Genomic DNA, 17647 nt, shown 5'->3' on the forward strand with positions numbered 1-17647 from the left:
AACAGGCGGGCAGGGCCGGGACGCTGGCACCGCGCCGGCTGTTCCACTGTCCAACGACAGTGGGGCGGAAGTCCCCGGAGGCGCGCACATGGAGGAACCAGAACCCCGGCAGTCCCAGACGCGGCGTCGCCGCCGTGGCTGGCTCGTGGCCCTGGTCCTGGCTTCCTGCACCCCGCGCGGCAAGGGCACGGGGGAGCCCGCCGTGCCGCCTCCGCCGCGCCTCGGCGTGGAGCAGGTGGCACGGCTGCTGCCCACGCACGTGAAGGACCGGCAGGACTGGGCGCGCGACGTGCTCGCGGCGCTGGAGGTGGAGGAGCTCGCCCCCACGCCGCCAGCGGTGTGCTCGGTGCTGGCCGTCATCGAGCAGGAGTCCGGCTACCAGCCGGACCCGGCCGTCCCCGGCCTGCCGAAGATGGTGCGGGCCCGGCTGGAGGAGCACGCGAACAAGCTGGGGCCGGTGGGGCGCAAGGCCCTGGCCTCCGTGCTGGAGGGCCGGACGGCGGGCCAGAAGAAGACCTTCGACCAGCGGCTGAGCGCGGCGAAGACGGAAAAGGACTTGGACCGGCTCTTCCGCGACATGCTCACGTACTACGAGGAGGAGTACCCGAAGACGTACGCGGCGGCGGACCTGGCCAGCTCGCTCTTCGGCTCGGGCCGGCTGGAGGACCTCAACCCCATCACCACCGCCGGCTCCATGCAGGTGAGCGTGCGGTACGCGCTGGAGAAGGAGGGCGAGGACGCGGACCCGGTGCGGGTGCGCGAGGCGCTGTACACGCGCACGGGCGGCGTGCGCTACGGCACCGCGCGGCTCTTGGACTACGAGGCCGCGTACCCGGAGCCCCTCTTCCGCTTCGCGGACTACAACGCGGGCGTCTACGCCTCGCGCAACGCGGCGCTGCAGGCGCAGGTGAGCCGCCTCACCGGAATCGGGCTGGTGCCGGACGGGGACCTCCAGCTCTACGACAAGCAGGGCGAGCCGCTGGACGAGGACAGCCAGTCTCTGAAGGCGCTGCTCGTCTTCCGCGAGCGCTACGCGCCGGAGCTCAGCGAGCGGCGGGTGCGCCGCGACGTGGAGAAGGAGAAGGAGGCGGACTTCGAGTCCACCGACACGTACCGCGCGGTGAAGCGCGTCTACGCGCGGGAGACGGGCGAGTCGCCCGCCTACGCCCAGCTGCCGAAGGTGACGCTCAAGAGCCCCAAGCTGAAGGGCGAGCGCACCACCGCGTGGTTCGCGCGCTCGGTGGATGCGCGCTTCCAGAAGTGCCAGGCCCGCTACCGCGCGATGGCGCCGAAGTAGCGGGCCCGGGGGAAGCGCCTCAGGGCTTCGCGGCCGTGGTGGGCGGGGCGAAGCGCTTGTCGGAGATCTTCATCTCCGTGACGGCGCCGTACTTGCGAGCCATGTCGCGCACGTCCGCGGCCTTGCCGATGAGGACGAAGGTGAGGTCCTCCGGTGCGGGCAGGGTGCGCTGGATGACGGCGCGCACGCTGTCGCGGGTGGCGGCGTTGACCTGGGTGGCGAAGGCGTCCACGTCGCTGGCGTCGAGCCCGAAGAAGGCGAGCTCCGACAGCTTGGCGGCCACCTGTGCGCCCGTCTCCAGCGTGGGCGGGAACTGGCCCAGCACGTAGGAGCGCGCGGAGGAGAGCGTGGCGTCATCCATGCCCGTCTGGCGGTAGCGTGAGAGCACGTCCAGGGCCATGTCGATGGCCTTCTCCGTGGACTCCGTCTTGGTGTACGAGCTGATGACGACGGGGCCGGGGCGGGAGTTCAGGGTGTAGGTGGCCCTGGCGCCGTAGCTGAGGCCGGACTTCACGCGCAGCTCGGTGTTGAGCAGCGAGGTGAAGCGCCCGCCGAGCACGGTCTCCGCCAGCTCGACGGCGACGCGGTCCGGGTCGCTCCGGGAGACACCGGTGTTGCCAATCCAGAAGTACGTCTGGGAGGCGTCGGGCTTGTCCACCAGCAGCACGCGGCGGCCCTTGGAGGCGGCGGTGGTGGGGGCCTCGGGGGCGGGCGTGGCGGCGCGAGTCCAGCCGCCGAGCGAGGCCTCCAGCTTCTCGGCGAGCGCCTTCGCGTCGAAGTCACCGACCACGGAGAGGATGAGCCGGTCCGCGCCCAGGTGGTTCTTCGCGTACGCGAGCACGTCCTTGCGAGTCAGCCCCGGGAGGCTCGCCTCGGTGCCGCTGACGGGAGCGCCGTACGGGTGGCCGGAGAAGTGGAACGCCTGGAAGTAGGCGGCGATGAGGGTGCGAGGGTCGCCATCCTTCGCGGCGGCGATTTCAGAGACGAGGCGCTCGCGCGTCTTCTCCAGCTCCTTCGCGTCGAAGCGAGGGCGGGTGAGCATGTCGCTGAGCAGCTCGACCATCAGCCCGGTGTCGCGCGACATGAACTGGCCGTTGATGACGATGGCCTCGAGCGCGGGCACGACGTCGAGCGAGCCGCCCACGCCATCCACGGCCTCGGCGAACTGGCGGGCATCAAGGGCGCCGGCGCCCTTCTGGAGGAGCTCGGCGGTGAGGGCAGCCAGGCCCTCCTTGCCGGCGGGAGCGCCGAGCGCCCCGCCACGCAGCCACGCGCTGAACGAGACGAGCGGCAGGTCCCTGCGCTCCACCAGGAGGAGCTTCGCGCCGTTCTTCAGCGTGACGGTGGTGGGCTTGGGCAGTGTGACGCCCTGAGCGGCGGGCTTCGTGGCGGAGGGCGCGGACGGCTTCGCGGCGGGCTTCTCCGGCGAGCCGGGACGCGACGCCGGAGACGGCTTCGCGGTGGCGGGGCCCTGGGCCGCGGACGGCAGGGCGGAGAGCAGCACGGCGCCGAGCACGGCCTTCCAGGTGAAGGGAGCAATCATCGCGCGGCCTCCTTGGCGGCGGGGGTGGCGGCCTTCTCGTCGGTGGGCACGAGCCACCCGACGGTGCGGCGCTGGGAGTTGAAGACGCGCGCGGCGACCTTGCGCACGGCGTCGGGGGTCACCTTCTCGAAGCGCGAGGGGGCGTCGAAGAGCTGGCGGTAGTCGCCCCGGAAGACCTCGGCGGCACCAAGCGCGTAGCCGCGGCCGTCATTGGTCTCCAGGCCGCGCCAGAAGCCGGCGACGGCGATGTTGCGGGCCTTGCGCAGCTCGGCCTCGGTGACACCGTCCTTCACGACGCGGGCGAGCTCCTCGGTGATGAGCGCCTCCACCTTGGAGAGGTTTCCGCCGGGCGGCAGGTCGGCCATCACCCAGACGAGGGACGGGTCGAAGCCGGGGCTGAAGTAGGTGTCCACGCTGATGGCGACGCGGGCCTCCTCGACGAGGCGGCGGTGGAGGCGCGAGGAGTCACCGTCGGCGAGGATGCGCAGGAGCAGGTCCAGCGCCTCGAGGTCCGCGTCCTTGCCGGCGATGCCGTGGTAGGCGAGCTGGAGGAGCGGGGACTGGGCGACCTTGTGCACGACGACGCGGCGCTCGCCCTTCTGCTCGGGCTCCTGGGTGCGGACGGGCTCGGGAGCGGGCTGGGCGGGGATGGGCTGGAGGTGCTTCTCGGCGAGGGCGAAGACCTCGGCGGGGGTGACGGCGCCGGTGATGATGAGGGTGCCGTTGTTGGGGGCGTAGTAGGTCTTGAAGTAGCGCTGGAGGTCGGCCATGCGCCAGGACTCGATATCGGAGGGCCAGCCGATGACGGGGAACTGGTACGGGTGGGCGACGAAGGCGCTGGCCTGGACCTGCTCCATGAGGGAGCGGGCGGTGCTGTTGTCGATGCTGGAGCGGCGCTCGGAGTAGACGACGCCGCGCTCGGACTCGATGACCTTGGGGTCGAAGGCGAGGTGCTGGAGGCGGTCGGCCTCGAGGTCGAAGATGAGCTCGAGGGCGGAGCGGGGGAACCACTCCATGTAGACGGTGACGTCCTCGGAGGTGAAGGCGTTGTTGGCGCCGCCGTTGGCCTCCATGACGCGGTCGAACTCACCGGCGCCGTACTTCTTGGCGCCGTTGAACATCATGTGCTCGAAGAAGTGGGACAGGCCGGTGATGCCGGGGTACTCGTTGCGGCTGCCGACGCGGAACCAGTTGTAGAGGACGACATTGGGGATGTCGTGGTCGGGCCAGACGATGACCTTGAGCCCGTTCTTGAGGGTGCGAACCTCGATGCCGGCGCCGAGCTTCGACGCGGCCGCATCGGAGGACGTGCCAGGCGCCGCCGCCGAGCCCTGCGCCCGAGCGCCCGAGACGGGCGCGGCGAGCAGGGCCAGGCACGAGGCCCAGAGGAGTGACTGACGGAACATCCGTGCTCCTGGGTGGAAAGACGCCCGGGAACGGGCGGCAGGGCACGATATTCCAGGTCTTTCCCGTCCGGGCATCCCAAGAGGGAGGATTCCAGGGGATGTTAGGGTTTCGGAGTGTCCTCTCCGTTCCTGTCGATTCCCGAGTCCCGCTGGGTCGCGTCCAACGCGTACGCATTCGCCATCCGCGACGGCTTCCCGGTGAGCCCAGGGCACACGCTGGTGGTTCCCCGGCGGCTGGTGGCCACCTGGTTCGACGCCACGGCCGAGGAGCAGCGAGCCATCTTCGAGCTGGTGGACGAGGTGCGGCGAGGCCTGGAAGCGGAGCTCCACCCCCAGGGATACAACATCGGCATCAACGTGGGCGCGGCGGCGGGGCAGACCGTGTTCCACCTGCATGTGCATGTCATCCCGCGCTTCGAGGGAGACATGGCAGACCCGCGAGGCGGGGTGCGGCACGTCATCCCCGGCAAGGGCAACTACCTCACGGGCCAGGCCAGACCGCTGGCAACGGGCGGAGTGGAGGACCCGTTCCTGCACCATCTGGAGCCCCTGTTCGCCAAGGCAATGGACGTCGCGGTACTGGCGGCCTTCGTCCAGGACAGCGGGCTGGAGGTGCTGCGCGATTCCGTGGAGGCGGCATTGCTACGGGGCGCGCGGGTCCGCATCCTGACGGGCGACTATCTGGCCATCACCCAGGCCGACGCGCTGCGACGCCTGCTCGACTGGATGGAGGAGGACACCGCGCTCCAGCAGGAGGGGCGAGGCCACTTCGAGGCCCGCGTGGTGGAGGTGGAGAAGCAGCGCGTGCCTTCCTTCCACCCGAAGTCCTGGCGCTTCATGGGACCAGGGCTCGCGGTGGCCTATGTCGGCTCGAGCAACATCTCCCGGGCAGCCCTGAAGACTGGCATCGAGTGGAACCTGCGTGTCGAGAAAGACCGCGACCCACGGGCCTGGCATGAGGTGGTGGAAGCATTCGAAGGCTGGTGGAATCGGGCCTCCCCGTTGGAGGCGGGGTGGGTAGAGCGCTATGCCCTTCGTGCAAGGACCGCGGCCCGGGCACTCCCAGCGGGTGACGTGGAAACGGAGCCACCTCTTCCCCAGCGCAAGCCACATGCCTTGCAGCTCAAGGCACTCGAGGCACTGGCACGTAGCAGACAAGCCGGCCGCCGTCGGGCGCTCGTGGTGCTGGCGACAGGGTTGGGGAAGACGCTCCTGGCGGCACTTGACGTGGAAGCCTTCGGAAGAGAATTGGAACGGACTCCCCGCGTGCTTTTCCTGGCCCATCGGAAGGAGCTGCTGGTCCAGGCGGCGGAGACGTTCCGGCGCCAGCTTCCGCAGCTGCGCTTTGGCTGGTGCGTCGGCGAGCAGTCGCAGCTCACCGGCGACGTGGTGTTCGCGTCGGTGCAGAAGCTGTCCCAACCCGAGGAACTCAGGCGGCTCCGCGACACGGCGCCCTTCGACTACGTCATCGTGGACGAGGTGCACCACGCGGCGGCGGCGAGCTACCGGGCCATCCTCGCGTGTCTGACCCCATCGTTCCTGCTCGGGCTCACCGCGACGCCCGAGCGCGCCGATGAGGGCGACGTCCTCGGCCTGTTCGATGACCACCTCGCCTGGCGCTCGGACCTGGGCGAGGGCATCCAGGAAGGCCTGCTGGCGCCGTTCGCCTACTTCGGTCTCAAGGATGCGGTGAACTACGAGAACATCCCCTGGAGGAACAAGCACTTCCTCCCCGAGCAGCTCGCCCAGGCCGTTCAGACGGAAGCGCGAATGCAGACGCTGTGGCGTGCCTGGAAGGAACACGGCGCAAGCCGGACCCTGGTGTTCTGCTGCTCCGTGAGCCATTCCGAGTACGTCCGGCAGTGGCTGGCCGCGCAGGGCGTCCGGGTGGTCGCGGTCTACGCGGGGGCAGGCTCAGCCGACCGAGCAGAGTCGCTGCGGCGGCTCGCGGAAGGCACACTGGATGCGGTGTGCGCGGTGGACCTGTTCAATGAAGGCATCGACATTCCCAGCATCGACCGTGTGGTGATGCTCCGCCCCACGGAATCACCGGTGGTGTTCCTCCAGCAGCTCGGCCGGGGATTGCGAAAGGCGGACGGCAAAGAGCAGGTCACCGTCATCGACTTCGTGGGCAACCATCGGATGTTCCTCGACCGGGTGCGCACGCTGCTGGCCCTGGGAAGAAGCCCGGTATCTCTGCGCGAGTTCCTGGTGGAGGGCAGGACACCGGAGCTGCCTCCCGGGTGCTCCGTCCAGGTGGAGCTGGAGGCCAAGGAGCTGCTCGAGCAATTCCTCCCCACTGGAAGCTCAGCGGTCGAGCGGCTCTACCGCGAGCTGCGCGCCGCGCGTGGCCACCGCCCCACCGTGGGCGAGCTGTACCGCCTGAGCCACTCGCCGGAGACGCTGCGAAAAACTCACGGCGGATGGTTCAACTTCGTCGAGCGAGAAGGTGACCTCGAAGCAGGCGAAGCCCAGGCCCTGGAGAAAGGCCGGGAGTGGTTCGTCGAGCTTGAGGCCACGAACATGGTCAAGTGTTTCAAGATGGTGTTGCTGGAGGCCCTGCTCGGAGCGGATGCCCTGGAGGAAGGAATGCTCCTGTCGGAGCTTGCCCAGCGCAGCCTCGCGCTCCTCCAACGCTCGCCGGAGCTGCTCCGGGACCTGGAGGGCGTCGAAGCGCTGGATGACCCTCGAAATCCCAGCGCCGCGAAGTTCCTCGCCTACTGGAAGGCCAATCCCATCAATGCCTGGACACAGGGCAGCAACTGGTTCCGCCTGGATGGGGCGCGGCTCGTCCCAAGGCTTCCGATTGCTCTGGAGGCGAAACGGTCTTTCGTGGAAATGACTCGCGAGCTGGTGGACTACCGGCTCGCGAGGTACCGCAGGCGCCTTCAAGAGCAGGCACAGGCGACGGGAGTGGCGTTCGAGGCCAAGGTCATCTCGAACCAGCGAGATCCCATCATCAAGCTTCCGGCCCGGAAGACGATGCCGGACCTGCCCCATGAGGAGTTCAACGTGAGGCTGCCAGACGAGAGCCTCTGGCGCTTCCGCTTCGCGAAGGAGTACTGCAACGTCGCGCGTCCGGTGGGAGTTCAGGACAACCAGCTCCCGGATCTCTTACGGCAGTGGTTCGGTCCGACTGCGGGCAATCCGGGGACGGCCTTTCGTGTGCGATTCATTCCTGCGTCCGACGGCTGGAGGGTGGAGCCCGTCCTGGCGGAGGTGGTTCCCTTCGTCCGCCCCGGAACGCTCGTGGCATTTCCCAGTCTGCGGGCAGCGGCGGGCGCGGTGGACCATGCGCTCTCACTCGAAAGCGCACCAGAAGCGGAGCGAGTCCGCCTCCCCGTGCAGGCGCGCGGAGAAGGTCTGTTCGCGGTGCGCGCCTCCGGTGCGTCGATGGACGGAGGCGAGCGCCCCATCCGGGACGGAGACTGGCTGGTGATGCGCTATGCGCGAGCGGCTGGCGCCGGTGCAGTGGAGGGCAGGGTCGTGCTCGTGCAGGTCCCCGGCGCTGCGGGCTTCGCCTACCAGGTGAAGCGGCTGGTGCGAACGAACGGCCGCTGGCTGCTGCGCTCGGACAACCCTGAGCACCCCTCGCTGGAGGCCGGCAATGAGACAACTCCCATCGCGCTTCTCGTGGAGGTCATCCCGCCCGAAAGACTGGGGCCGAAGCTCGGCTCCCTGCTCACGGATGAGCAGGTCATGGAGCACTTCGGCCTGAGCACGTCACCGAAGACAGGACGCATCGACGGTCATCTGTTTCTCTGCGTGACAGGCAGGGACGTCCTTACGAAGCCGAGTGCACAGCCAATACGCATCATGGATCTGCGCCCCGCCGAGACTGCCTTCGTGCTTACACGTGAAACTCGTGAGTCTCCCTGGCACTACCAGGGCGTGGTGCGCTGGTTGGAAGACGAGAATCGCTGGGCTTTCATCGCCCCCGGCCCCGGTGGGCCCTGATTCAGTCCCGCCGACGAAAAGCCATGACGCAACCTCGTTCCCAACATCCGTGGATGCTCGTGGGCTGCGTGCTCCTCGGAGCCTGCGCGGGCACGCCCCGCCCACGTCACGAAGCCCCCTACCGCCTCGACACCGTGACGAACGCCTGCCGGCAGAGCCCGGCCCACTGCGCCGCCCTTGCCGGGAAGGAGACAGCGGGGCACACCGTGGCTGCGGCGGCCCTCACAGGCCAGGTGGTCGTCCGCGCGCTGGAAGAACCGGTCAGGGACCTCATTGACGCGACGCTGGCCGGTTGCGCCGACCTGGCACGCTCGGAAGTCCTGCTCCGGCACCGTAAGGACTTCACGGGCCAGAGCCCTTCAAAAGAGGAGTGCGACCAGCAGGTGAAGGACGCGGCGGGCAGGCGCGTGAGCCGGGCCATGCAGTTGGGCACGGAGATGCACCAGGTTGCACGCCAGTGCGTGGAGGAGCGGTTGGGCCAGCTGCGCCCAGGAGGTTTCAGTCTGGAGCCGCATTATCGCTACGACTTCAGGTCCGGGCAGACGCAGCACATTCCCGAAGAGGACGTCGCGGCGCTGAGGCAGTCCGGCAATGGGGGCGAGTTGCTGGGAACGCTCGTTCCCGACGTCGTGATTCACGATGGGAATCCGCTCCACATCCAGGCCGTCTATGACTTCAAGTTCCCATGCTTCCACCTCGATGACATGCCGCGATGGGACGCGTACCCGCAAGGGCATCCGCACCATGCCTTCGATCAAGGGCGGCTATATAGAACAGCGTTGAGAGCGCCGATCGCACGCGTGGCCCCCAGAATTGGAGTCCAGCGATGAGCAGTCACCATCCCCGGATTCGTCTCCGAAAGCCCAATGGCGTCCCCATCGCGCGTGACGCGCTGAGCATCAACTTCTACATGCGCCATCCGCATCATGAGTTGGCACCCAGGCTCATCCAATCCATCGAGCGCTACCGACGCGCGATGGGCAGTGAGGTCCTTGGCGATTACTCGTACGAGGGTTGCGGATGGGAGGAACTCAACGACTCAGGCTGGGAGCGCATCCGCCAGGAACTGCTTGAGGTTCCCTGCCCCATCCTCGAGCTGAAAGAGATAACAAGTGGAGAGCAGCGATATCGCCTCGACTATTTCGGTTCATATGGCGCTCTCGTGGGGCCGCCTTCAGAAGACCCCAAGACGGTATGCGCGGTCAGCTTCTGGCTGCCCACCGAGTACCTGGAGGAGCACGGGCCGGGGCAGGTGCGCGAGCTGGCGCTGGAGCTCGCCGCCCCGCTCCCCTTCGGCTCTGGCCACGCGGGCTTCGCCTTCAACACCGAGCACGACCTGCTCTATGCGAAGCCTGAGCTTCGCAAGCTGTGCTTCCTCCATCCCGGCATGGATGCCCCCAGACTCAGCACGCTCGCGATGGAGCTTGGCACGAAGGTCCGCTCGGCCTCGTGGCTGACCTTCCTGGGCCAGCCCGTGCTGGGAGAACTCGGGGGCCCTGCCGGCCTCCGCTCCCGGTTGCACTCCCCGGACGTCACCGTGCAGGAACTGGAAGGCGAGCGCGTCGTCGTCACCCTGGGCCCCTGGCCGGAAGCGGGCGAAGACGGACGCATGCCCCCGGCCTACCGGGAGCTGGCACGTGTCCTGGAGCCCTGGCTCTTCCACGAGCAGTGCCTGCGCGATCCGACCCTCACCCCGGAAGAACTGCGCCGCTGGGAGCGCCGCCTTCTCGACTGAGCTCCGGAAGCATCAAGGGTTCCCGCGTGTGCCGCGTCACCCCACCCCGCCCTCGCCACCGAAGCGCAGCAGGGCCAGCAGCTGGTCCGGGGACAGGGCCGCCGCGCCGTCGGCCTCGGACAACAGGCTGTCGGCCAGCTCGCGCTTCTCCGCGTGCAGCGCGAGGATGGCCTCCTCCAGCGTCCCCTCGGACACCAGTCGCGACACGGTGACAGGCTTCGTCTGCCCAATCCGGTGCGCCCGGTCCGTGGCCTGGTCCTCCACCGCCGGGTTCCACCACGGGTCCAGGTGGATGACGTGGTCCGCCGCCGTGAGGTTGAGCCCCGTGCCACCCGCCTTCAGCGAGATGAGGAACATCTCCCCCTCCCCTCGCTGGAACGCCTCCACCCGCGCCTGCCGCTCCGCCGGCGGCGTCTGCCCGTCCAGGTACTGCATGGCCACGCCCCGCGCCTCCAGCGCCTCGCGCACCAGCGCCAGGTGCTTCACGAACTGGCTGAACACGAGCGCCTTGCCACCCTCGGCGCGTACCGTGTCCACCAACTCCAGCAGCCGCTCCAGCTTCGACGAGGGCAGCGCCGAGTCTCCATCCACCAGCCGCGGGTGGCACGCCGCCAGCCGCAGCCGGGTGAGCGCCGCCAGCATCGCGAAGCGCTGCTCCGGCCCTGGCGCCTCGCCCAGCTGCGCCAGCGCGGCCAGCCGCACGTCGTCATAGAGACGGCGCTCACCCTCGGACAAGGCGACGGGCACCACCGTCTCGATTCGCGCAGGCAGCTCTCTCGCCACCTGGGCCTTGGTGCGGCGCAGCAGGAAGGGCCTCACCACCCGCGCCAGCGACGCGCGGGCATGCGCGTCCTTCGCGCGTTCTATGGGCACGGAGAAGCGCTCACGGAAGGACTCTCGGCTGCCAAGCAGCCCCGGGAAGAGCAGCGCGTACAGGCTCCACAGCTCCGACAGGCTGTTTTCCACTGGCGTGCCAGTGAGGGCCACGCGGGCTCCGGCATTCACCGCGCGCACAGCACGGGCGCGGGCTGTGTCCGGGTTCTTCACCGCCTGCGCCTCATCGACGATGAACGTCGCGAAAGCCACGCTGGCGAAGCGCTCGGCATCCCGCACGAGCAGCCCGTAGCTGGCGACCAGCACATCTCTCGGCCCCAGCGACTCCAGCAGCGCCTCGCGCTCCGCCTCGCGGTAGGAGTGCACGCGCAGCGAGGGCGCGAAGCGCGCCGCCTCCCTCACCCAGTTGAAGCCCACGGAGGTTGGCGCCACCACCAGGGCAGGCCCCTCGCCCGCGCGGTGCAGCAGCAGCGCCAGGGCCTGCAGCGTCTTGCCCAGCCCCATGTCGTCCGCGAGGCATGCGCCCGCGCCCCACGCCGCCAGCCGCGCCATCCACGTGAAGCCCTCGCGCTGGTAGTCGCGCAGCTCCGCCTTCAGCTTCCGGGGCACCGGCACCTTCATCGCCTGCGCCTGCCGGACGCGGGTGGCGAGCCGGCGCCAGTCAGGAGGGGCCTGCACACGCGCACCGGCCGCCTCCAGCGCCTCCAGCGCGGGCGCCGCCGCCGCGCCCACCTCCAGCCCGTGACGCGTGGGGTGGGCCAGGTCCGCCAGCGAGGCGAGCCGCTCCCTCAGCTCCTCCGTGAGGCGCAGCCACCGGCCAGGCCCCAGCCGCGCGTAGCGGTTGCCCCGGCGCACGGCCTCCAGCAGCACCGCCAGCTCCACACGCGCCCCATCCACCTCCACTCCGCCCTTCACGCCGAACCAGTCGCGCCCCTTCTCCACCCGCACCTTCAGGCCGGACAGGTCCACCCAGCGAGACACCTTCCAGGGCTGCTCCTCCCACTCCACCCGCACCTCGGGGCCGGTCAGCGGCTCCAGCGCCTCCAGCAGCGCGAGCGAAGACGCCACGTCCTCGCGGGTGAAGCGGTGGGCGCCCTCGGGTAGCCCCAGGCGCGCGAGCAGCGCGGCGGCCTCGGCACGCTCGGCCTCGAACGCCCGGCGTGCCATGACGCGCTGGCGGCCCCGCTGGCCCCGCACCACCGGAGCCCCCTCACCGGGCGCCTGCGGCGGGCCCTCCAGCAGTGGACGGACGAGCACCGCTCCCGCCAGGCCCTCCTCGCCCACCGGCCGCAGGCGCACGAGCAGCCCGCGCGCGGGCTCTACCTCGGTGGCCTCCAGCGACTCGGGGAGCGTCACCGGGAAGCGGGCCTCCAGCCCTCCCAGGCTGGCCAGCAAGGGCCCGCGTGCGGACACCGGCAACCGGGAGCCATGCTCGCGCAGCGACGTGAGCAACGCGCGGGCCTCGGGCGGCACGGCCACCAGGGTGACGCGCGGCACCTCCGGCTCCACGAACAGCCAGGGCTCCGTGGCCTGTGACTCCAGGGCTGGCGGACACAGGTCCTCGGGACGCAGCGCGGCGCCCTCCACCGAGGGCCGGACGCGCAGGGTGCCACCCTCCCCCTCCTCGAAGGTGAAGCCGAGCGAAGCCTCACGCACGCACAGCGGCACGTCGGGGCGCTCAGCGAGGCGCAGCCGGGGACTGTGCGCGAGCGCGCGCAGGGAGTGGATGAGCAGCGGCCACCCCTCCCGGCGGGCGGAGGTGAAGCCGACGCCGTGGGGCGCCAGCGCGGCACTCGCGTCAATCAGGGCGAGCGCCTCCAGCTCTCCAGGCTGGGTGAGCACGGCGCGGACCTGCTCCCTATCCCGCCAGCTCAGCTGCGTGCCCTTGGAGAAGCCTCCCCTCTTCATCGGCCGGTGGACGTAGGCCCGTAGCGAGAACCCGCCGGTCAGGGCCCCCTCCAGACGGAACGTGACGGGAAGGACAGGAGCCGGAACCTCTTGGACGCGGGCGGCGAGCGACGCCTTCTCCAGGGCCCCCAGGAGTTCCTGTCCCGGGATGACGAAGAGCAGCTCGGCCAGCCGCGCGTTGAAGCCGTGGGACTTGCGCCGGGAGAGCATGTCCAGCACCGCGTCCAGCGCGGTGAGCGCATGAACGCAAGGGGCGTCGCCCTGCGGGGAACACGAGCAGGACAGGCCCGGGCGGCCTTCGAGCAGCGCGAGCGGTGCCAGGGTGACGCGCTCGGCAGCGGCGCGAGCCATACCGGGGTCCTCGCCCGCCTGGGATGACTCCGAGACGAGCAGGCGCAGCGGACGCTCCAGGAGGGAGACCTCGGCGGGCGCCTCAAGCACACGGGGGACGGCTCGGCCCCGCACGCGCGCCCGCTCCTGGAGGAGCGCTTCCACCAGGGGCGTCAGGCGCTCATCCGTGGGAGGTGGCCGAGGCGGCGCGGTCGCTTCCTGCTCCAGCCCGCGCCGCACCCGGTCCGCCTCCGCGCGCAGCCAGGCCCAGGCGGCTTCCTTGAGGACGTCGTTGTCGCGGCTGCGCAGGTAGGCCTTCGCGGCATCGTTGGCGAGCGTCGCGAATACGGAGGTCTGCGCCAGGTAGCGGAAGACATGGTGCGACTGGAGGAACGCGGGGAGGTACGGGCTCAGCACCGCGATGGAGGCCAGGGCCGCGTGCATGACCTGGTGGCGCTCCACCCAGTCGCGCAGCGCCATGGGACTGGAGGGACGCAGTTCATCTGAGGAAGGAGCGACGTCGGCAGGACCCCGAGCGTCCCCTGCGTGCCCCTGCTGACGAAGCCACGCGAGGCCCACGGCGACGACGTGCTTGCAGAAGAACTGGTCCCAGAAGTCGGGGCACTGGCAGTCGAAGACGTTGCCCTCACCACTGGCGGAGAGCTGAACGAAGTAGGGCCCCTGCCTGCCCGCTTCCACAGTCCCCGCGACGGACGCACCGTGCTCGCGGACGGACAGGACGCGTTGACGGGCCAGCAGCTCCTGCCCTTGTTCGAAGAGGCGCTTGCCTGCCTCCTCCCGGAGCAGGTCCTCGGTCAGCCAGTGGCGGAGGGGGGAGGAAGCTGGAGCAGAGGGCAGACCGAGCATGCCCTGGGAAACTACCCATGGGATGGGCAGGATTCCATCCCTGCTGGCAGGTCACCTTCCTCCGGCTCCAGGCCGTAACCCGGTCCCCCGGTCCGTCAGGCGCCGAGCACGCCGCGCAGCACGTCCTGGAAGTAGTTGATGCTGCCGACGTGGGTCTGGTGGTGCTTGGCGGACTGGTGGAGGCGCTCGACGACGGCCTCGAACTCGGCCTGGCTGACGTCACGCAGGGACATGTAGAGGCGAGCGGCGCCCTGGAGGTACGAGAAGAGGGGGTTGCGGTCGGTGCCGTCGGGGCGGCGCAGGAGGTGGCGGTAGAGCCGCTCGAACTCCTGGTCCGTCTCCGTGTTGCGCACGGCGCGGCAGTAGCCCGCGGCGGTGGCCTCGATGACGAAGAAGAACGGGTGGTACTCGGGGGGCGGGGCCTTGGCGAAGCTGGGCGGCTGCTTGTCGCCGGTCCACAGCTTGGAGATGGGCTGGAGCGTCACGTGGGTGAGCTGCTCGCTGGCGCGCACCTGGACGCGCGGGCCCGCGGGCAGCACGCGCTTCGAGTCCTCCCACTCCACGGCGACATACAGGCGGTCCGGCTCATCCACCTTCACGCCCGCCTTCTCCAGCTCCGCCACGGCATTCGCATCCATCTCGTTTCGCTCCTCCGCCCCCTCTCTACCCCGCCCCGGCCCATGCGTGCACCCGGCTTCGCGAGGCACCGTATCACCAATACTCTTGGCAATATCGCCAATGATACTGGCATTACCACCAAGAGCATTGGTAGATTCGCTTCGTGCTCGACGAAGAGGGTTCTCAGCTCTTTGGTACTTCGACCAGGACGGCAGTGCTCGTGGCCATCCGTCTGCTCGAGGAAACCTATCCGAGCGAGTTGGCGGAGCTGATCGGCGTACGCCCTTTCACCGTCCAATCGATTCTGACGTCGCTCGAGCGGGAAGCGATCGTCGTCAGCCGGTTGATGGGGCGAACCCGTACGGTCTCCCTGAACCCTCGATACTTCGCGCACGCCGAACTCAGCGCGCTGCTTTGGAAGCTCGGAGAGCACGACGTGGACCTTCAAACCAAGCTGGCTGCACGACGGCGCCGTCCCCGCCGCGCTGGCAAGCCGGGGCTCTTATGATCGAACCCACGACATCGCTCACGGACGTTGCCTTCGCCGTGTGCACAGCACTGGATCGCCAGGGCTTCCACGCAGTGCTCACTGGCGGAAGCGCAGCGACCTACTACGCGCCGGAGGCGTACCAATCAAAGGACCTCGACTTTGTGCTCACCCTCAGGGGAACGGGTGGCGCAGCAGCGCTCGCTACGATCGGCTTCGCCAAAAAGGGAGACTTCTACCGTCACCCGCGCTCGCCCTTCCCTTTGGAGTTTCCGAACGGGCCGCTGGCAGTGGGTGACGACTTGATCACGAACTGGAGCACCGTCCGTCGTGACGACGAGGTGCTATACGTCCTGTCGCCTACCGACTCATGCCGTGACCGACTCGCGTCCTATCTCTTCTGGAACGACTTCAGCGGCCTGGAACAGGCGCTTGCCGTCTTCCACGCACGGGCCAATGAGGTGGACCTGAACGTCATCAAGGACTGGTGCCGGCGTGAGGGCCACAGCCAGAAGTTCGGCCTGTTCGCGTCACGCATTGGCGCCTCGACCTGACGACTCTCCAAGTGGAGGTTCCCGCATTTTGCCCACGGCGTTCTGTGGGCAAAAAAGAAGGGCTCCGAACCGAAGTTCAAAGCCCCGAAATCTCTTCAACTTTCTGTGCCCAGAGCCGGAATCGAACCAGCGACACGGGGATTTTCAGTCCCCTGCTCTACCAACTGAGCTATCTGGGCGAGAGGTCACCGCGAGAAACAGCGCCCTCTTACCGAGCCCATCCCTCACCCGTCAACATCCATTTTGACGGGCCTCCTCGCACTGCCCTCAAGCCGCCAGGGACATCGCCTCCCCGTCCCAGGGCGTGAGACTCGCGGTGAGCCTGCGGCGCAGCTTCGCCCTCAGCGCCTGCTCGATCTGCCGGATGCGCACCGCCGTCACTCCGAACCGGCGGGCCAGCAGCTCCGCGCTCGCCCCCTCGTCCACCAGCATCCGCTCCTCCACCAGCGCCCGCTCCCTCGCGTCCAGCTCCGGCCAGGCCTCCGCCACGCTCGCCCGCAGCCGCGCCGCCCACTGCGCCCGGTCCACCGCGTCCTCCTGCGACATCCCCTCCGCCACCAGCCCCTCCAGCCGCGTCACCTCCCCGTCCGGCGTCACCGGCGCGTCCAGCGACACGTCCTTCATCAGCCCCTCCGTCGCCCGCGCCACCTCCTCCTCCTTCTTCCCCAGCGCCTCCGCCAGCCGCCGCGCCACTTCCGGGTGCCCCTCCCCCCACCGGGCCTCCAGCCGCGCCCGCTCCCGCCTCAGCTGGAACACCACCCACGGCGCCCGCCCGCCCGCCATGCTCCAGTTGCGCCCCACGTAGGCCCGGATGCGCGCCCGAATCCACTGGCTCGCGTACACCCCGAACGGGATGCCCCGGTCCTCGAACCGCCCCGCCGCCTCCATCAGCCCCACGTTGCCCTCGGCAACGAGCTCCTCCAGCGGCAGCCCCGTCCACCGGTACTTCCACGCCAGCCGCTGCACCAGCTCCAGGTGCCCCCGCACCAACGCCTCCACCACCTCGCCCGACGCCGTGACTTCCGACGCCTCGAGCTCAAGGGACTCGTTGGACACGCTCTGGTTGACGGCTTCCATGGACCTCCTCCGGTCTCCCCGCGGCGCAGCACCCCCGCGGAACGCCGAGAAAACTAAGGGCCGGGCGTCCATAAGAAAATGAGATAGTTTGAGCGAGATACTTCGGTTATCTCTATGTCCATGAGCTGGCTCAACTACCACCACCTCCTCTACTTCTGGACTGTCGCGAGGGCGGGCAGCATCGCCAAGGCGGGCGAGGAGCTGCACCTGGCGCAGCCCACCATCAGCAGCCAGCTGAAGCTGCTGGAGGAGTCGCTGGGCCACAAGCTCTTCGAGCGCCAGGGCCGCAAGCTCGTGCTCACCGACGTGGGCCGCACCGTCATGCGCTACGCGGACGAAATCTTCCGCCTCGGCAACGAGCTCAAGAATGTCGTCTCCGGCCTGCCCACCGGCCAGCAGCTGCGCCTCAACGTGGGCGTGCTCGACGTCATCCCCAAGCTGGTCGCCGAGCAGCTCCTCAAGCCCGCGCTCGAGGCCGGCCCCTCCCTGCGCATCATCTGCCGCGAGGGGCCGCTGCCCCAGCTGCTCGCCTCGCTCGCCCTGCACGAGCTGGACGTGGTGCTCGCCGACGCCCCCAGCTCCGAGCCGGTCAGTGTGCGCTCGTTCAACCACCTGCTCGGCAAGAGCGGGGTGTCCTTCTTCGCCGCGGGCAAGCTCGTCCCGCTGAAGAAGGACTTCCCCCGCTCGCTGGACGGCGCGCCCTTCCTGCTGCCCTCGGACGAGTCCTCCGTGCGCCGCTCGCTGGAGCTGTGGTTCGAGCGCCAGCAACTGCGCCCCCTCATCGCCGGGGACTTCGACGACAGCGCGCTCCTCCAGGCCTTCGGCCAGCGAGGGCACGGCGTCTTCGCCATGCCCACCGCCATCGAGGCCGAGGTGGAGCGGCAGTTCAACTGCTCCGTCATCGGCCGCACCGACGAAATCGAGACGTGCTTCTACGCCATCACCGTGGAGCGCCGGCTGCGCCACCCCGCCGTCGTCGCCATCGCCGAGGCGGCCCGCTCGCAGATGTTCGGCGGCTGAGAGCCCCGGCGCGG

At 69.3% G+C, this 17647-nt stretch carries 12 protein-coding genes and 1 tRNA gene; 7 read left to right on the top strand and 6 right to left on the bottom strand.

Annotated features, from left to right (window positions below):
* The first annotated feature begins 88 nt into the window (after positions 1-88).
* Positions 89-1297 carry a DUF1615 family protein gene (locus LXT23_RS01680; protein ID WP_253978278.1) on the top strand — a complete coding sequence of 403 codons (1209 nt, stop codon included), beginning with the start codon at positions 89-91 and terminating at the stop codon, positions 1295-1297.
* A 19-nt stretch (positions 1298-1316) separates the two neighbouring features.
* Here LXT23_RS01680 and LXT23_RS01685 read toward each other — a convergent pair whose 3' ends face one another.
* Positions 1317-2840 carry a M16 family metallopeptidase gene (locus tag LXT23_RS01685; protein WP_253978279.1) on the bottom strand — a complete coding sequence of 508 codons (1524 nt, stop codon included), beginning with the start codon at positions 2838-2840 and terminating at the stop codon, positions 1317-1319.
* A complete protein-coding gene (locus LXT23_RS01690; RefSeq protein WP_253978280.1) occupies positions 2837-4246 on the bottom strand; it encodes a M16 family metallopeptidase in 1410 nt (469 codons plus the stop codon). Before LXT23_RS01690 ends, LXT23_RS01685 begins: the two co-directional genes overlap by 4 nt.
* A gap of 114 nt (positions 4247-4360) precedes the next feature.
* Between LXT23_RS01690 and LXT23_RS01695 the strand changes: the two genes are divergently transcribed.
* The 3 genes from LXT23_RS01695 to LXT23_RS01705 are packed head-to-tail and all read left to right on the top strand — an operon-like array spanning position 4361 to position 9938.
* Positions 4361-8203 (top strand): DEAD/DEAH box helicase family protein, encoded by a 3843-nt coding sequence (locus tag LXT23_RS01695; RefSeq protein WP_253978281.1) that lies wholly within the window; start codon positions 4361-4363, stop codon positions 8201-8203.
* Between the two features lie 23 nt (positions 8204-8226).
* A complete protein-coding gene (locus LXT23_RS01700; protein WP_253978282.1) occupies positions 8227-9033 on the top strand; it encodes a hypothetical protein in 807 nt (268 codons plus the stop codon).
* Entirely contained in the window at positions 9030-9938 is a 909-nt protein-coding gene (locus tag LXT23_RS01705; RefSeq protein ID WP_253978283.1) for a type VI immunity family protein, read from the top strand. Before LXT23_RS01700 ends, LXT23_RS01705 begins: the two co-directional genes overlap by 4 nt.
* Positions 9939-9974: 36 nt before the next feature.
* Here the strand turns inward: LXT23_RS01705 and LXT23_RS01710 are convergent, their stop codons facing one another.
* A complete protein-coding gene (locus LXT23_RS01710; protein WP_253978284.1) occupies positions 9975-13877 on the bottom strand; it encodes a DEAD/DEAH box helicase in 3903 nt (1300 codons plus the stop codon).
* 95 nt (positions 13878-13972) lie between these two features.
* The gene (locus LXT23_RS01715) at positions 13973-14515 is read right to left on the bottom strand and encodes a hypothetical protein (protein WP_253978285.1); all 543 of its coding nucleotides are present in this window, start codon (positions 14513-14515) and stop codon (positions 13973-13975) included.
* A gap of 143 nt (positions 14516-14658) precedes the next feature.
* On the opposite strand from LXT23_RS01715, the gene LXT23_RS01720 reads away from it, so the two are divergent.
* Both LXT23_RS01720 and LXT23_RS01725 read left to right on the top strand, forming a co-directional pair.
* Positions 14659-15003, top strand: a complete 345-nt coding sequence (locus LXT23_RS01720; RefSeq protein ID WP_253978286.1) for an ArsR/SmtB family transcription factor — start codon at positions 14659-14661, stop codon at positions 15001-15003.
* Complete coding sequence (locus LXT23_RS01725) at positions 15000-15536, top strand: hypothetical protein (protein ID WP_253978287.1); 537 nt, start codon at positions 15000-15002, stop codon at positions 15534-15536. The genes LXT23_RS01720 and LXT23_RS01725 overlap by 4 nt, the downstream gene beginning before the upstream one ends.
* 106 nt (positions 15537-15642) lie before the next feature.
* On the opposite strand, the gene LXT23_RS01730 is transcribed toward LXT23_RS01725, so the two are convergent.
* Together LXT23_RS01730 and LXT23_RS01735 are read right to left on the bottom strand one after the other, a co-directional pair.
* Positions 15643-15715, bottom strand: a tRNA-Phe gene (locus LXT23_RS01730).
* A gap of 88 nt (positions 15716-15803) precedes the next feature.
* The gene (locus LXT23_RS01735) at positions 15804-16613 is read right to left on the bottom strand and encodes a sigma-70 family RNA polymerase sigma factor (RefSeq protein ID WP_253978288.1); all 810 of its coding nucleotides are present in this window, start codon (positions 16611-16613) and stop codon (positions 15804-15806) included.
* Between the two features lie 120 nt (positions 16614-16733).
* Here LXT23_RS01735 and nhaR point away from each other — a divergent pair, with 120 nt between their 5' ends.
* Complete coding sequence (gene nhaR, locus LXT23_RS01740; protein ID WP_253978289.1) at positions 16734-17633, top strand: transcriptional activator NhaR; 900 nt, start codon at positions 16734-16736, stop codon at positions 17631-17633.
* Positions 17634-17647: the final 14 nt, after the last annotated feature.

It is taken from the genome of Pyxidicoccus xibeiensis, assembly GCF_024198175.1.
GTDB classification, from domain to species: Bacteria; Myxococcota; Myxococcia; order Myxococcales; family Myxococcaceae; genus Myxococcus; species Myxococcus xibeiensis.

Bases quoted from the DNA above. Each gene is read 5' to 3' on its own strand.
- LXT23_RS01680 (WP_253978278.1), top strand. From the start codon at position 89: ATGGAGGAACCAGAACCCCGGCAGTCCCAGACGCGGCGTCGCCGCCGT.
- LXT23_RS01685 (WP_253978279.1), bottom strand. From the start codon at position 2,840: ATGATTGCTCCCTTCACCTGGAAGGCCGTGCTCGGCGCCGTGCTGCTC.
- LXT23_RS01690 (WP_253978280.1), bottom strand. From the start codon at position 4,246: ATGTTCCGTCAGTCACTCCTCTGGGCCTCGTGCCTGGCCCTGCTCGCC.
- LXT23_RS01700 (WP_253978282.1), top strand. From the start codon at position 8,227: ATGACGCAACCTCGTTCCCAACATCCGTGGATGCTCGTGGGCTGCGTG.
- LXT23_RS01705 (WP_253978283.1), top strand. From the start codon at position 9,030: ATGAGCAGTCACCATCCCCGGATTCGTCTCCGAAAGCCCAATGGCGTC.
- LXT23_RS01710 (WP_253978284.1), bottom strand. From the start codon at position 13,877: ATGCTCGGTCTGCCCTCTGCTCCAGCTTCCTCCCCCCTCCGCCACTGG.
- LXT23_RS01715 (WP_253978285.1), bottom strand. From the start codon at position 14,515: ATGGATGCGAATGCCGTGGCGGAGCTGGAGAAGGCGGGCGTGAAGGTG.
- LXT23_RS01725 (WP_253978287.1), top strand. From the start codon at position 15,000: ATGATCGAACCCACGACATCGCTCACGGACGTTGCCTTCGCCGTGTGC.
- LXT23_RS01735 (WP_253978288.1), bottom strand. From the start codon at position 16,613: ATGGAAGCCGTCAACCAGAGCGTGTCCAACGAGTCCCTTGAGCTCGAG.
- nhaR (WP_253978289.1), top strand. From the start codon at position 16,734: ATGAGCTGGCTCAACTACCACCACCTCCTCTACTTCTGGACTGTCGCG.